The following is a 14,635-nucleotide window of genomic DNA, read 5'->3' as shown; positions in this document are numbered from 1 at the left end:
CCATCAGTTAACCCCATGTTTAACCACTTATTTCTTTAGCGAAATCATTCTTTTTACTTCATAATGAATGAAAAGTAATAAACCTCCGGTCTACTCAGCTATATTGTTAATGTAACGCGCCTATTTTAATAAACTAAGTAAAATAGACGTTTAGACCGACGCGCAAAGAAAGGAATCCAATGAAGACTACTGCTCTCTTTATTACCACTGCCTTAATAAGCTCAACTGCTTATTCTGCTTCATCATCATGGCAAGACATCGAAACAAAAGCCAGAGGGCAAGATGTCTACTTTCATGCTTGGGGTGGCAGTCAAGAAATAAATGCTTATCTTAAATGGACAGGCAAAGAACTCAAAAGCCGTTACGGTATTAATTTCAATCACGTAAAAGTAACCGATATATCAAAGACGACCTCTCTTTTGTTAGCCGAAAAAACCGCAGGTAAGAATAGCGGTGGCAGTGTTGATATGGTTTGGATAAATGGTGAAAACTTTAAGTCCATGAAGAACAATGATCTTTTATATGGACCCTTTACTCAAACACTACCGAGTTGGGAGTTCGTTGATAAATCCTTACCTATTGATTTTGACTTCTCCGAACCAACCAATGGCCTAGAAGCACCTTGGGGTGTCGGACAGCTCGTCTTTATTCACGACAGTACCACCTTGAACAATCCACCCGCTTCGTTTGCCGAACTGCTTAGCTATAGCAAAGCTTTTCCTAATCGAGTTAGCTATCCCAAACCACCTTCATTTCATGGAACCAGCTTCCTGAAGGCACTTCTTATCGAGCTGACAAATAAGGACAAATCACTTTATCAACCAGTAAGCGAAACCGACTTTGCTACCGTTACCCAACCTCTATGGCAATACCTTGATGAGTTTCATAAAACAGCTTGGCGGGAAGGTAAACAGTTTCCTGCTGGCTCATCTGAAACCATGCAGCTACTCGATGATCGACAATTAGATCTCGCGATAACGTTTAACCCAAATGCCGTTTTTTCTGCACAAGCGAATGGTACACTTGCCGAAACGACCAAAACGTACGCACTGGATGCTGGTGCGTTATCTAATATCCACTTTCTAGCTATTCCGTGGAATGCTACCGCGAAGGAAGGAGCTCTGATTGCAATTAACTTTTTGCTCAGTCCAGAGGCTCAGTCACGTAAAGGCGATTTGGAAATCTGGGGGGATCCTTCTGTGCTGTCCAATCAATATTTAACAGGCTCTGCAAAAAATACTAAGCTCTTTAAATCAATTGATGAACCACATCCTAGCTGGCAAGCGGCACTTGAAACAGAGTGGTTAAAGCGTTACGGAAACCAGTAACTGATTATGTTACGCCTATTCTATAGCTTTGTGATTCTTATCTGTATTGCTCCCATCATACCTGGAGTGTTGGGGGTTGTTCTGTCTGCCCTTAGCTATATTCCTTCGCTCGGGTTCTCTGAAGTCTCATTGAACGGGTTTGCAGACGTATTCGCATGGAGTGGCGTAACACGGTCCCTATACCTCACGGTATTCACCTCTTTAACTAGTAGTTATCTAGCCTGCTTTATAACCTTTGCCGTATTGCAAACAACTTGGAATACGCGCGCTTGGAAGTGGGTAACGAGTAGCTTGGCTCCTCTACTTGCGGTTCCTCATATTGCTTTTGCTATCGGTTTTGCGTTCTTATTCTCACCAACTGGGATAGCCGCTCGAATTCTGTCACCTATACTGGGCGATAGCGATTTTTCTTACCTCGTTAATGACCAGAATGGTATAGGATTAACTCTCGCTTTAGCATTAAAAGAACTGCCTTTCTTACTGTTAATGAGTATCCCAATTACTCAGCAATTAAAGCTGGAAGAATCCTATAAGGTTGCAACCAGTTTAGGCTACTCTCAAGCCCAGTTTTGGTGGAAGTGTGTATTACCCCAATGGTTAACTAAAATTCGTTTTTCTCTTCTGGCTATTATCGCCTACAGTGCCTCAGTGGTAGATATGAGTTTAATTTTGGGTCCAACGAATCCCCCTACGTTCGCGGTATTAGTTTGGCAGTGGTTCTCAGAGCCCGACTTGACACTTTTCCCTAGAGCCGCTGCAGGTGCGGTCATTTTGTTTATTGTTTGCACCGTCTTAATTCTACTCACTAAGTGGTTAGAGCATCTAATCGTGCGTAAACAACGAACATGGCAAATTTCTGGTCGGGTTGGTTTTCAATTGCGTGGTATGACATTATTTTTAGTAGTGGCGTTGATTAACATTCTGATACTACCGATCACGCTTCTATGGTCTGTTGCCCAACGGTGGCGTTTTCCCGATCTACTTCCGTCTCAATTTAGTCACCGTTTTTGGCAACAAGAATGGGATACTGTGATTGCAACAATAAATACCAGTCTTTTTATTGCGTTGGTATCGGCCTCTTTGGCGTTGGTATTTGCATTAATCGCGCACGAATATAAAAAGAGATATCGATTACGCATTCCCAATCTGATTATTGCAACGCCTATGCTAGTACCTCAGCTATCGCTACTATTTGGGCTCCAAGTATCTACCTTGTACATCAACGTGAGTATGCCACTGTTGTGGGTGGTCTGGTCGCATATATTTTTCGCTTTTCCATATGTTTATCTCGCATTGGATGGCCCGTGGCGCAGCTATAATGACGGCTATAGCCAAACGGCATTGAGCCTCGGGAAGACGCCTTGGCAGGTTTGGTTTAAGGTTAAAATGCCCATATTATTTCCTGCAATAAGTTTTGCGTGGGCTGTTGGTGCTGGTGTCAGTTTAGCCCAATATTTACCGACATTGATGCTCGGTTCTGGACGAGTAATCACGATAACAACGGAAGCTGTTGCTTTGTCAAGCGGGTCAGATAGACGAGTCATGGCGATCTATGCGCTGTGGCAAGCCATATTGCCACTACTATTTTTCACTTTTGCATTCGTCCTCAATCGCCTTCAAAGAAAAGGGCTAACACCAATTAGGAAACGTATATTTAATGAGCCTTTGTCTAAAAAACCTCACCATCTCTAACAGAAATAAGGTGGCTCTATTTACCCCCTTAAACATAGAAGTAAAACCCGGTGAAGTATTAACACTTATGGGTCCTAGTGGATGTGGTAAGTCGACGCTACTGAATATGATAGCTGGCCACCTAACCGACGAGTTTTCTTTCGATGGCAACTTCACGCTAAATAACATTTGTATCAGCGACCTCCCTGCTCACCAAAGAGAGGTCGGTATTCTCTTTCAAGACGACCTACTATTCCCTCATCTTTCCGTTTGGGAAAACCTTGCTTTTGCTTTGCCAAACTCAGTTAAGTCAGAAAATAGACGCCAACAAGCTTATGCCGCGCTCGAAAATGTTGGATTGTTTTCACTAGCAAACTCAATGCCACAACAGATATCTGGCGGGCAGAGAGCAAGGATAAGTCTCGTTCGCATGCTCCTTGCAAAACCGAAGCTTGTTTTACTAGATGAACCATTTAGTAAATTGGATAAAGAACTTAGAGAACAGTTTCGAGATTGGGTGTTTGAACAGCTTGCCCGTGCGAAGGTACCTGCCCTACTCGTTACCCATGACGAATCGGATGTACCATCAAATAGTCAGTGTTTACGCTGGCCCTGGAGTCAATAAGCATGTTAGATAGATTTAGTATCAAGGTTCTAAAAATGCCGTTGGAGCTAACCGCAAAAGGGCTACACAAGCTTAACGTTACTGCAGACCAAACCACTCTATTTGGATTTATGTTAGGTTGTTTGACCTTGCCTAGTCTTATATTTCAGCAATACGATCTTGCGTTAGTTTTCGTGATTTTGAATCGGCTCTGTGATGGGTTAGATGGTGCACTTGCTCGAATACAAGGCATTAGTGATTCCGGTGGTTTCTTAGATATCAGCTTGGATTTCCTATTTTACTCGCTTGTCCCTTTTGGATTTGTATTAGCTAATGTAGAACAAAACGCAATCGCAGGTGCATTTCTTATCTTTTCATTTATTGGGACAGGGTCGAGTTTTCTCGCATTCGCAGTAATGGCAGGAAAAAGGGATATAGAAAATCCAGTTTACAAAAATAAATCTCTTTATTACATGGCCGGATTAACAGAAGGTACTGAAACCATTGCATGCTTTGTGATTTTTTGTCTATTCCCAGATTACTTTGCTCAAATAGCGTATGTATTTGGCACACTCTGTTGGATTACCACCATAAACCGAATTTGGGCTGGATATACCACACTGAAAAGACACGAAGGTCTTGAGTCCTGAACTTTAGATCAACCCTTTGTTTCCACCTTGTAGATCTCCACTCTCGTGAACATCTACAAGGTGTTTAGCGCTATTTTTTTGCAGTATTTTCTGCAATTTTAACAATCACTTCAACTGCTTTGTTCATGCCTTGCACGGTAACAAATTCATGAATTCCGTGGAAGTTATAACCACCAGTGAAGACATTTGGACAAGGCAGGCCCATAAAAGAGAGACGAGCACCATCGGTACCACCTCTGATCGGGCATATATGAGGGACAACATCGCACTCTATCATCGACTGCTTGGCAATATTAATAATATGAGGATGAGGCTCTACCATCTCCTTCATATTGAAGTAACTATCCACTAGCTCTAGGGATATGCGACCTTTCGGCAAGGCGTCATTCATCTGTTCTACTTTAGATTTTATGTACGCTTTACGTGACTCTAAACCAGCTCGATCAAAATCTCTTACGATGTATTTTAACTCGGTACATGCGATGCTAGATTTGATCGAACCTAAATGATAGAAGCCTTCATATCCATCTGTACATTCCGGTGTCTCATCCGCCGGCATACTCATTTGGAACTGAGCCGCGATGTTCATAGAGTTAACCAGTTTGTCTTTTGCTGTCCCTGGGTGAACGCTCACACCGTGACAAATTACCTTCGCAGTGCTGGCGTTAAAGTTTTCATACTCAAGTTCGCCAATGTATCCGCCGTCAATGGTATAAGCCCATTTGGCTCCAAATTTTTCTACGTCGAAGAGATTAGCACCGCGACCGATCTCTTCATCTGGGGTGAAGCCAATTTTAATATCACCATGTTTGATCTCAGGATGGTTTATCAATACTTCCATCGCTGTAAGAATTTCAGCTATGCCAGCTTTGTTATCAGCACCTAATAACGTCGTTCCGTCAGTAGTAACAAAGTCATGCCCAATAAGGTTTTCCATGTCTGGATATTGTGTCGGCGAAAGCTGTTCACCACTGGTTCCGAGTTTTATATCACCACCTTGATAATTTTTAATTAGTTGTGGTTTTACATCTTTACCTGATTCATCAGGCGCTGTATCCATGTGTGCGATAAACCCAATAGGGGCCACATCATGGCTAACATTAGAGGACAATGACGCCATTAAGTAACCGTTGCTATCTAAGGTGACACTCTCTAAACCTATCTGCTCCATCTCTAGCTTGATCTGTTCCGCTAGCACCAATTGTCCTGGGGTACTTGGACAAGCACTGTTATCACCATTGGACTGGGTATCAAATGCAACATAATGCAAGAATCTATCTAGTACTTTATTCATTTTAACTCTCTATTTTTTAAAAATTCTCAACTTAATAAACCCAATATGATTCTGTTCTCTATTTGAATAGCAGTGCTTTTAAACTGGATAGTTCATCCACATCAGAAAATTCAGGTGGGTTTTCTAAGCGCTCTATAAACTCAAACTGAGACGCCTCTTCATTCATGCTCTCTATCAAAAATTCCGGCGTTACAGACGGTGAGTTCACGCAAGCCAATACTTCACCGTTATCAGCAAGCAATTCCGGTAGTCTTCTCAATATTTTTTTATAGTCTTTGGTGAGAGCAAAGCTTCCTTTTTGAAACGAAGGTGGGTCAATGACAATCAGGTCATAAGGGCCATTTTTACGGATCTTACCCCAAGATTTGAATATATCGTGAGCCATGAAACTCACCTTGCTCAAATCATGGTTATTGAGCCTATGATTATCTCGCCCTTTACTCAAAGACGCTTTGGCCATATCAACATTCACCACTTTTTCAGCACCGCCTTCAATCGCTGCGACAGAAAAGCCACAGGTGTACGCAAAGAGGTTAAGGATGCGTTTTTCATTCGCGTGTTGTTGAACCCAATTGCGACCATATCGCATATCTAAAAACAAGCCAGAGTTTTGATTTCTACCAAGATCGAGTTTAAAGCTAAGACCACTTTCTACCACAACGGGTTGAACCTCTAAATGACCTAAAATCACTTCAGCAGGGGCTCCATTTTGGTATCGATGTTGCAGTAAAATTGCCGTTCCCTTCTTTTCTTCCCAGAAACTTTGCTGAGAAAAAAGTAATAAACCTGTTCGCAAGCTATCCAAAAACTCTTGGTCGACTTCTTTAAATAAACTGACGATCAGTTGGCCCTGCAACCAATCACAAGTGAGTTGTTCTAATCCTTGCCATTTCCTTCCCCGCCCATGAAACAAGCGGCGAACTTCATTCGGTACCGTAACAATTTCGTCTGATATGTGCGCAAAAAACTGATCTAAATTTTCTTTATTCATAATCTATTTAATCGTTGGCCATGGTAGATCCCAAGGCGTGTCCCATTGTTCCAATGCCGTCAGCATTTCCGTAGACTGCCATTTCTCACCCATAGAAGGTGGTGCAATTAGGCTAACCATCTCATTTTGAAACTTAAACCGAATTGCAAATGCGTGCAGATAACCTCGATCACTAATGCAAGACGGGTTATATATCCGATCACCAACAATAGAAGAACCGACTGATTTAAGGGCAACCCGTATCTGATGCGTTTTGCCAGTATAAGGTTTACACAGAAAAATACGCTCACCCGCTTCACCTGCCAACGAAAAAAATTGGGTTACTGCTGGATTATTTTTGTTATTGATGAGCTTCCAACTTGAACGACGTGAACGTTCCATATCACCGCTAATCAAGCCTTGCTTTTTCTTTGGTTTCTTACTGCCTATCGCAACGTAATATTTTTCAATACTTCGCTGCGCGAATAGAGCCGACAACTCTCGAGCCGCCTGCTTATTTCTGGCCAACAACAAGATACCTGAGGTCATTTTGTCCAACCGATGAACGAGGTATAACTGGTTGTCTTTGGTTACCTTTGCGACTTCCTGTAGCAACATAGTGTCACCGTCATCTTTATGAACGCTAACATTGTGGAATTTGTTAATTACAATAAAATCATCTTGTAGCCGAAGAATATCAAACATAATCGTTACTCCATATGTTGGCGCAGATTATCTGCTTTGATAGAAAAATGCGAGTAGCTAGATCAAAAAAGCTCTGCAATTGCAGAGCCTTTGAACAACTTAGATGATTGTCGGATTTATGCGAAGAAGACCAAAAGCATAAAGACGGGACAAACGACACGAACATACCAAGGCCAAATTTTCCAAAACAATCCCTGTTCTACTTCTGGGAAGCCTTGTTTGATCTCTTGTAATACTTTATCACGCTTCCAAACCCAACCAACTAATAACGCCCAACAAAGGCCCAATATTGGCTGACCATACACGGTCGATATTTCGATAACCGTTCCGAACATTGCACCGAAGTTAAATACAATAACTGCCGAGAATGCCGTGATCAAACCACCAATCCAAAGTACGGCAGTAGAGCGTTTCTGCTTTAGTTCTTCAATTGCACAGGCAACCGGGACCTCAAGTAAAGAGATGGACGACGTAAGCGCTGCAATAATCATCAGCAAGAAAAACACCAAGCTAACCAATAGACCAACAGAACCCATTGAATCGAACAATGCGGGTAGCACAGTAAATACAAGCGTATCCGAACTTAATAACGCACCCGATTCAGAGAATATCTGCACACCGTGCTCTTTTGCTACAAACATAGCTGGCAGAATAAGAAGACCAGCACCAACGGCAACGCCAGTATCAATCGCCGCTACTTGCGCTGCGGTTTTAGGGATGTTCACATCTTTTTGAAGATATGACCCATAAACCATTATGGAACCCACTCCCAATGATAGAGAAAAGAATGCCTGACCCATTGCGCTGACGAGCAGTTTGGGTGTGAAATGTGAGATATCTGGTATCAGGTACATTTTGAGGCCCTCAGACGCACCGTCCTGAGTCAAAATGTAAATAATTAGAACCGTAAATAGAGTAAACAACATCGGCATTAAGCGAGTAGACCAACGTTCAATACCGTCTGCCACACCGCTTCTTACTACATACATAGTTAATGCCATAAAGGCAACCATCAGTAATAGATTGCGTGCTGAGCCAAAGCCATTTATCCAATCTGACGCGGCTGTCAATCCAACCAAATCAAACACACTACCAGCAAAACCACCGACCAACCAGCCTGCAACGATCGAGTAAAAAGCAAGAATTAATGACGCACACGTCATTGCAGCTAGGCCTAGAAGTGCAGCACCTATTTTACCATTTGGCCAAATCGCCTTGATTGAACCAACAGGGTTCGATTGCCCATACCGACCAATGGTTAACTCTGCGACTAACATCGGGAATGCAAGTACGCAAACCATCAAAAGATAGACAATTAAAAAAACAGCGCCACCATTGCTCGCTGCCTGTGTTGGGAATCCCCAAATATTTCCTAAACCGACAGCAGAACCCGCTGCGGCCATAATGAAGCCAAATTTAGACGAAAATTGGGCTCTAGAATTCGTTGCCATTGTATTTACCAAATATGTAATTAAGTACTGTAAAAATACAGAGAAATTGTGTAAATAAATCTGAACAGTCAGACCTATAGACTATCAATGCATCAAGCGTGGCAAGTAAAACAGTTTGCGCGTAGAATTGGAAGACCCTCTGGTGTAAATTGTGGATTAAACTGCCATTTACGCGAATAAATGTTGTTATTTTATACAATTGCTCGTTAACTTCCTATTTAGTAAACAAACCGCCCGATTATCTACTGTTATCTATTTCCTGTTATTCCATTGCCCGCATACTCAACTAAACTCCTATTAGCTTGTACTATTCTGTCTGTTAGAAGGATGACTACGCATTAAAAAACAAGCCTGTGACACTGATTAACAATTAAGCTCGACAATAATTTTTAAAAGGCTTTATTATCAATTTGTTAACTATTCTTCTTTTCAACGAGGTTAGATGGAAAAGTTTTATCACATAATGACACTTGTAAGTATTGGCTTTTACTGGGTTCTTGTAGCCGGTGTCACGCTGCGCGTCGTACTGAAAAGACGAGCGGTGAGCGTTTCTTTAGCTTGGTTGATGATTATCTATATCATCCCTGTATTTGGCATAATCTGTTATTTTCTTTTTGGCGAACTAAACCTAGGAAAAAAGCGGGCGGAGAGAGCCAAACAGATGTTTACGCCCTATGGAGAATGGTTCGATCAGTTACACGACTGTCAAGCTCATTTACCTGAGCTGATGAGCCCACAGATCACGAAGATAGATGACTTATGTAACCACCGCATGAGTATTCCAGCACTATGCGGCAATACCTTATCACTCCAACGTTATCCGAATGAGATACTCCGTTCCATCATCAAAGACATCGATAACTCTAACCACCACATCCGCGCCGTTTTTTACATTTGGCACAACGGCGGTTTAGTCGATGCGGTAAGCAGTGCTTTAATTCGAGCGGCAAAAAGGGGCGTAGAAATACAAATCTTACTCGACTCCGCTGGCAGTTATCGCTTCTTCAAGAGTCATTGGATACAAATGATGGAGCAAGAAGGTATCCGGGTGATTCAAGCACTCGGTGTCAGCCCTTGGCGTCTTTTTTTAAGACGCCTTGATCTACGACAACACCGAAAGATTATCGTGATCGATGATGATGTCGCCTATACCGGTTCTATGAATATGGTCGATCCTGCTTTTTTCAAACAGAATGCAGGCGTTGGTCAATGGGTAGATGTGATGGTTCGTATTACTGGACCAACGGTTAATGTTCTATCTGCTATTCACGCATGGGACTGGGAGGTTGAAACCGGTGATAGACAACTGCCTACCTTGCCAGAATGTATTATTGCAAGCGAAGACAAAGCTCTACCAATCCAAGTGGTACCATCCGGACCTGGAATGCCAGAAAACCTAATACAACAAGTACTTACCCTAGCGATAAACCAGGCAACGAAATCCGTCAGTATAACAACACCTTATTTTGTCCCTAGTGATGAATTATTAGAAGAGTTTCGCATGACCGCCCAACGAGGTGTAACCGTGGAACTCATCATCCCTAAGAACAACGATTCTATTATGGTTCAGTGGGCTTCTCGTGCCTACTACGACGAACTGCTTGATGCTGGCGTAAAGATATATGAATTTGATGGAGGACTGTTGCACACCAAATCGGTCGTTGTTGATGGTCTTTACTGTTTGGTCGGTACAGTCAATATTGATATGCGCAGTTTATGGCTTAATTTTGAGCTCACGCTCGCCGTAGATAATCGAGATTTTACATTGGAGATGGTTGAACTATTGGAATCTTATAAAGCCTTGTCAACCAGAGTTGATAAAGCACAATGGAATGGAAGAAGTATGCGATATCGCTTTCTCGAACGTGTTTTCTACCTGTTTAGCCCATTGTTATAACCGTTTCACACTCTTCTGCAGCGAATTTCAGTTGCTTAATATCTCCTATCATGTTTTAAATTAACCAAATCAGATTAAAACATCATGTAGGGAAATGGGATGTCCGAACACAAACAAACCAAACTGGTCACTGCTGGTCGAAATAAAAAATGGACAAACGGTGTGGTCAATCCGCCCGTCCAACGTGCTTCAACCGTTGTTTTTGAAACCGTTGCACAAAAAATTCAAGCAACGAAAGACCGGGCAAATAAAACCCTATTTTATGGTCGTCGTGGTACCAATACACATTTTGCATTTCAAGATGCGATGAATCAAATTGAAGGTGGTGCTGGTTGTGCACTTTATCCTTGTGGTACAGCGGCAATTTCTAACGCGATTCTCTGCTTCGTAGAAACAGGTGACCATATTCTGATGGTCGATACGTGTTATGAACCTACCCGAAACTTTTGCGATGTAATACTAAAAAAAATGGGGGTTGAGACGACCTATTATGATCCTATGATAGGCGATGGCATCCGCGAACTCATTAGAGCCAATACCAAAATATTGTTCCTTGAGTCTCCAGGTTCCGTCACCATGGAAGTGCAAGATGTTCCAACCCTGACAAAAATAGCCAAAGAAACTGACATGATCACCATCCTTGATAATACCTGGGGTGCCGGTGTTAACTTTTCCCCCTTTGATTTCGGGGTAGATATTTCGGTACAAGCAGCAACGAAATATATCGTAGGTCATTCAGACGTTATGATTGGTACCGCGGTGTCGAATCAGAAATGTTGGGACCAACTGCGTGAACAAAGTTATCTCATGGGTCAATGTGTCTCACCCGACGATGCATACCTCGCGCTTCGAGGGTTAAGAACACTTGACGTGAGATTACGCCAACACGAAGAAAACAGCATTAAGGTAGCAAATTGGTTAGCCAAGCATCCGCTCGTCGATCATGTTCGTCATCCTGCATTAGAAACTTGCCCGGGACATGCGTTTTATAAACGCGATTTTACTGGTTGTAATGGCCTGTTCTCTTTTATCCTTAAAACAGCAGATTCTAAAGCGACCACCGAGTTACTCGATGGTATGACACATTTTAGTATGGGGTATTCATGGGGTGGGTTTGAAAGCCTGATTCTTGCTAATGAGCCAGGCTCATTTAATAGTTTACGAACCGTAGCCAATCCTAATTTCAAAGGAACGCTAGTACGTTTGCATATTGGGTTAGAGAACGTCGATGAGTTGATCGATGACCTTGATAAAGGCTTAGAAAGATACCAACAAGCGCTCTCTTGATTAGCCAGAACTCATCGTCTGAATTCGTTATCTCTATAGAAGTCGAGTCAATAATACTCGACTTCTATTTAACCAGCAGCACCACTTAGATCATACCACCAACTGCAGTATCTCTAGCCTCAACTCATCACTCCAATCTAGATCTTCTACTAATTCAACCCCAACTATCGTACTGTCAGATTGTACGCGTGAATTAACAACATAAGCTTTAGGATAATGTTTAGGAATATTCTTAAGATCAGGGACTACAATGACTTCTTGACCCGGCTTGACAATAATTCTTTGTTTTATGAGCAACCCACAACCGGCCACTGAAATATCTAAAAGCTGGGCTTTGTACTCTTGACCACAGATCTGAACCGTTGCACCAATATTCACTTTATAGCGTTTTGTCGCTCGGATGGGTTTGGTTTCAAACTTATTTGGATACGACAAAAATATCAGCCATGAGGACCCCATCATCTTGACGCCTAAAATACGAGATCGAAAGGCAATAACGTGACCTTCATCTGTATTGGTTACGCCCCTAAGAACAATCTCCGAACCGTTTATATTCCTAGTGACAAGATCTTCTGTTGCTTTGGTACTAAGCTCAAAAATAAGGTAATTATGCTCTTTAAGACCAATAAAAGTACCCGTAAAGGTATACTGATTAGTCGGCCCAAAGTTAATTACCGAAGAAAGTTTCATGCCAAACTGGAGGAATTTTTTAAGGTCGGTGACTTTGGTTGGTTCACTACTCATAGTATTAATAGACTTCTAAACATAAACGGATATGAAACTCATTGTTATTCATCAATTTTATAGGGTAATCAATTTTCACAACAATTAGTTTGCTCTATGTCGAAAAAGCACACGTACAAGTTATGATTAGCGGCTAACCGACAAATACAGCGATATTGTTGATACTGGCACTGCTTATAAACTTGGATCAGATTCCGGATATCGCCTGATGATATCAGCTAGGTAATCTTGATGTTCCCTCAGTGCATTTACACAATGCCCATCGAGTTTTCCACTATATACCATTTTTTCGAGCTCTAATAGTGCGGCTGAGACTGAGCAGGCCTGTTTATACGGGCGATGACTGGTCAATGCATCAAAAACATTCGCCACAGTAACTATACGAGCTGGGACGGCTATCTCTACATCAGACAATCCATTCGGGTAACCCGTCCCATCTAAGAATTCCTGATGACAAGAGACAATACTCTTAAGTACCTCAATACAACGGTGTGATGGAAAACCTAGATTCTCGATAATTTTGTCTACTTCCTTAACCCCACTGGAAATGTAATCCCTCATTTTCTCACGCTCATCGACGGCCAAAGACGAAGGTTTAAGTAATATCTCAATGGATAACGCTGACTTGCCAATATCATGTAGGCGAGAAAAAATATGTACGCTCTCTATCAATTCATCATCAAGATGATAGATATCAGCCACCCCTTTGGCAATAAGATGCGCATAGCGGCTCATCCTTTCCATATGTTGTTTCGATTCATTTTTATAGCCAGCAGAAAGCGCTTTCGTTATCTCTGCTGATGTAAGAATCGCATTGAGTAATGAATACTCTGTGTTAACCGCAAAGTTAATAAGATCACAAAACGGAGCCAAATTTTGTTGAATTTCGTCAGTAAAGACGGCTTTTCGATAAGAGTCGAAAAATATGAAGCCAATAAAATTTTGTCCATTGTAAATAGGAACGGTATAAGAAGAGTTATAGCCTTGCTGTAGCAACCATTCAGAATGTTTGTTCTCACCGTCGATCGTCCCCGGTAAATCATCAACAATACGTGTGCACCTTTGCTCCGCACATACTTTTAACTTAGGGCAAGAGTTTAATGGGAAGGAGTAGTTTGTGAAGTTATTCAACCCCATGCTGCTTTCGGCATAGGTATATAATTGTGTACTCTTAGGATCATAAGATACTATCGCTATTCGAGCTACATCAGGTATCTCAGCCAAAATACGTTGATGAATGTCTTTTAGTTCCTGACGCAAAGAATCAATATGTCCAGAGCGTGAATGAACAGACTGTTTAGTTTCTTTTAACGAGTTCATAACCCAGCACCTAACAAAGCGTTCCGTTAATCCATATGAAAATACTTACGTATTTACAAATTAATCACATCCCCCTTAGATTTTAGTTCTAGAAAGACAAAAATGGCCACTTTTGATAATAAAAAGTAACCTGTACGCAACCAGTGTTAGGTTTTTCTCTTAAAACAATCTATATCATGATCGTCGACTAAGCCCGTCGCTTGCATAAACGCGTAAACCGTTGTGCTGCCTAAAAACTTAAACCCTCGCTTCTTCAAATCTTTGAATAGCCGATCCGATTCAGATGTCGTCGCAGGAGGAGAGTCACCAGCCGTTCGATTAGAGATCGGTTGATGACCTACAAACGCCCAAACATAATCACTGAAGCTGCCAAACTCCTTTTGAATCTCAAGAAATCGCTGTGCGTTATTTATAGCCGCCTCTATCTTTGCTCTATTTCGGATTATCCGACTGTCCTGCAATAGCACTTCAACCATCGCACCATCAAACTGAGACACTTTTATTGGGTCAAAATTAGCAAATGCATTTCTATAGCCATCTCGCCTTTTTAGAATGGTGTACCAACTTAGCCCCGCTTGTGCTGATTCCAGAACCAGAAACTCAAAGAATACGTTATCTTCATAGATGGGTACTCCCCATTCGCTATCATGGTATTCAACGTAATCTTGTTTGGTTTCATCAGCCCACTTGCATCTGTTCATCGATATCCTTGAT

The 14,635-nt window shown here is 41.9% G+C and carries 13 protein-coding genes; 6 read left to right on the top strand and 7 right to left on the bottom strand.

Features of this window, described 5'->3' with window-relative positions; translation table 11 throughout:
• The first annotated feature begins 179 nt into the window (after positions 1-179).
• From L3V77_RS06850 to L3V77_RS06835, 4 genes are read left to right on the top strand one after another with little or no spacing between them, the layout of a single operon-like run.
• Complete coding sequence (locus L3V77_RS06850) at positions 180-1,328, top strand: ABC transporter substrate-binding protein (protein WP_275136335.1); 1,149 nt, start codon at positions 180-182, stop codon at positions 1,326-1,328.
• 6 nt (positions 1,329-1,334) lie between these two features.
• Positions 1,335-3,020, top strand: coding sequence for a thiamine ABC transporter permease (locus tag L3V77_RS06845; protein WP_275136334.1), 1,686 nt, complete (start codon positions 1,335-1,337; stop codon positions 3,018-3,020).
• Positions 2,986-3,624 (top strand): ATP-binding cassette domain-containing protein, encoded by a 639-nt coding sequence (locus tag L3V77_RS06840; protein WP_275136333.1) that lies wholly within the window; start codon positions 2,986-2,988, stop codon positions 3,622-3,624. The genes L3V77_RS06845 and L3V77_RS06840 overlap by 35 nt, the downstream gene beginning before the upstream one ends.
• Before the next feature lie 2 nt (positions 3,625-3,626).
• Entirely contained in the window at positions 3,627-4,253 is a 627-nt protein-coding gene (locus tag L3V77_RS06835; RefSeq protein WP_275136332.1) for a CDP-alcohol phosphatidyltransferase family protein, read from the top strand.
• A 70-nt stretch (positions 4,254-4,323) separates the two neighbouring features.
• Here L3V77_RS06835 and pepT read toward each other — a convergent pair whose 3' ends face one another.
• The 4 genes from pepT to L3V77_RS06815 all read right to left on the bottom strand — a co-directional run bounded on the left by pepT (position 4,324) and on the right by L3V77_RS06815 (position 8,625).
• Positions 4,324-5,547, bottom strand: coding sequence for a peptidase T (pepT, locus tag L3V77_RS06830; RefSeq protein ID WP_275136331.1), 1,224 nt, complete (start codon positions 5,545-5,547; stop codon positions 4,324-4,326).
• Between the two features lie 58 nt (positions 5,548-5,605).
• Positions 5,606-6,538 carry a class I SAM-dependent methyltransferase gene (locus L3V77_RS06825; protein WP_275136330.1) on the bottom strand — a complete coding sequence of 311 codons (933 nt, stop codon included), beginning with the start codon at positions 6,536-6,538 and terminating at the stop codon, positions 5,606-5,608.
• Positions 6,539-6,541: 3 nt separating this feature from the next.
• A complete protein-coding gene (locus L3V77_RS06820; protein ID WP_275136329.1) occupies positions 6,542-7,222 on the bottom strand; it encodes a TIGR01621 family pseudouridine synthase in 681 nt (226 codons plus the stop codon).
• A gap of 116 nt (positions 7,223-7,338) precedes the next feature.
• Complete coding sequence (locus L3V77_RS06815) at positions 7,339-8,625, bottom strand: sodium-dependent transporter (RefSeq protein ID WP_275136710.1); 1,287 nt, start codon at positions 8,623-8,625, stop codon at positions 7,339-7,341.
• Positions 8,626-9,115: 490 nt separating this feature from the next.
• Between L3V77_RS06815 and cls the strand changes: the two genes are divergently transcribed.
• Together cls and L3V77_RS06805 are read left to right on the top strand one after the other, a co-directional pair.
• Positions 9,116-10,570 (top strand): cardiolipin synthase, encoded by a 1,455-nt coding sequence (cls, locus tag L3V77_RS06810; RefSeq protein ID WP_275136328.1) that lies wholly within the window; start codon positions 9,116-9,118, stop codon positions 10,568-10,570.
• Between the two features lie 99 nt (positions 10,571-10,669).
• Positions 10,670-11,857: a cystathionine beta-lyase gene (locus L3V77_RS06805; RefSeq protein ID WP_275136327.1), complete on the top strand. Its 1,188-nt coding sequence runs from the start codon at positions 10,670-10,672 to the stop codon at positions 11,855-11,857.
• Positions 11,858-11,947: 90 nt separating this feature from the next.
• Here L3V77_RS06805 and L3V77_RS06800 read toward each other — a convergent pair whose 3' ends face one another.
• The 3 genes from L3V77_RS06800 to L3V77_RS06790 all read right to left on the bottom strand — a co-directional run bounded on the left by L3V77_RS06800 (position 11,948) and on the right by L3V77_RS06790 (position 14,622).
• A complete protein-coding gene (locus L3V77_RS06800) occupies positions 11,948-12,601 on the bottom strand; it encodes a PilZ domain-containing protein (protein WP_275136326.1) in 654 nt (217 codons plus the stop codon).
• A 174-nt stretch (positions 12,602-12,775) separates the two neighbouring features.
• A complete protein-coding gene (locus L3V77_RS06795) occupies positions 12,776-13,921 on the bottom strand; it encodes an HD domain-containing phosphohydrolase (protein WP_275136325.1) in 1,146 nt (381 codons plus the stop codon).
• Between the two features lie 146 nt (positions 13,922-14,067).
• Positions 14,068-14,622, bottom strand: coding sequence for a DNA-3-methyladenine glycosylase I (locus tag L3V77_RS06790; protein ID WP_275136324.1), 555 nt, complete (start codon positions 14,620-14,622; stop codon positions 14,068-14,070).
• Between the last annotated feature and the right edge of the window lie 13 nt (positions 14,623-14,635).

The sequence above is a fragment of the Vibrio sp. DW001 genome (assembly GCF_029016285.1).
GTDB lineage: Bacteria > Pseudomonadota > Gammaproteobacteria > Enterobacterales > Vibrionaceae > Vibrio.
Note: the sequence above shows the minus strand (reverse complement) of the source record. Positions and strands in the feature narration are given on the sequence as shown.

What these genes read in the sequence shown, in the direction of transcription:
- L3V77_RS06850 (WP_275136335.1), top strand. Translation starts at nt 180, where the DNA reads ATGAAGACTACTGCTCTCTTTATTACCACTGCCTTAATAAGCTCAACT.
- L3V77_RS06845 (WP_275136334.1), top strand. Translation starts at nt 1,335, where the DNA reads ATGTTACGCCTATTCTATAGCTTTGTGATTCTTATCTGTATTGCTCCC.
- L3V77_RS06840 (WP_275136333.1), top strand. Translation starts at nt 2,986, where the DNA reads ATGAGCCTTTGTCTAAAAAACCTCACCATCTCTAACAGAAATAAGGTG.
- L3V77_RS06835 (WP_275136332.1), top strand. Translation starts at nt 3,627, where the DNA reads ATGTTAGATAGATTTAGTATCAAGGTTCTAAAAATGCCGTTGGAGCTA.
- pepT (WP_275136331.1), bottom strand. Translation starts at nt 5,547, where the DNA reads ATGAATAAAGTACTAGATAGATTCTTGCATTATGTTGCATTTGATACC.
- L3V77_RS06825 (WP_275136330.1), bottom strand. Translation starts at nt 6,538, where the DNA reads ATGAATAAAGAAAATTTAGATCAGTTTTTTGCGCACATATCAGACGAA.
- L3V77_RS06820 (WP_275136329.1), bottom strand. Translation starts at nt 7,222, where the DNA reads ATGTTTGATATTCTTCGGCTACAAGATGATTTTATTGTAATTAACAAA.
- L3V77_RS06815 (WP_275136710.1), bottom strand. Translation starts at nt 8,625, where the DNA reads ATGGCCGCAGCGGGTTCTGCTGTCGGTTTAGGAAATATTTGGGGATTC.
- cls (WP_275136328.1), top strand. Translation starts at nt 9,116, where the DNA reads ATGGAAAAGTTTTATCACATAATGACACTTGTAAGTATTGGCTTTTAC.
- L3V77_RS06805 (WP_275136327.1), top strand. Translation starts at nt 10,670, where the DNA reads ATGTCCGAACACAAACAAACCAAACTGGTCACTGCTGGTCGAAATAAA.
- L3V77_RS06800 (WP_275136326.1), bottom strand. Translation starts at nt 12,601, where the DNA reads ATGAGTAGTGAACCAACCAAAGTCACCGACCTTAAAAAATTCCTCCAG.
- L3V77_RS06795 (WP_275136325.1), bottom strand. Translation starts at nt 13,921, where the DNA reads ATGAACTCGTTAAAAGAAACTAAACAGTCTGTTCATTCACGCTCTGGA.
- L3V77_RS06790 (WP_275136324.1), bottom strand. Translation starts at nt 14,622, where the DNA reads ATGAACAGATGCAAGTGGGCTGATGAAACCAAACAAGATTACGTTGAA.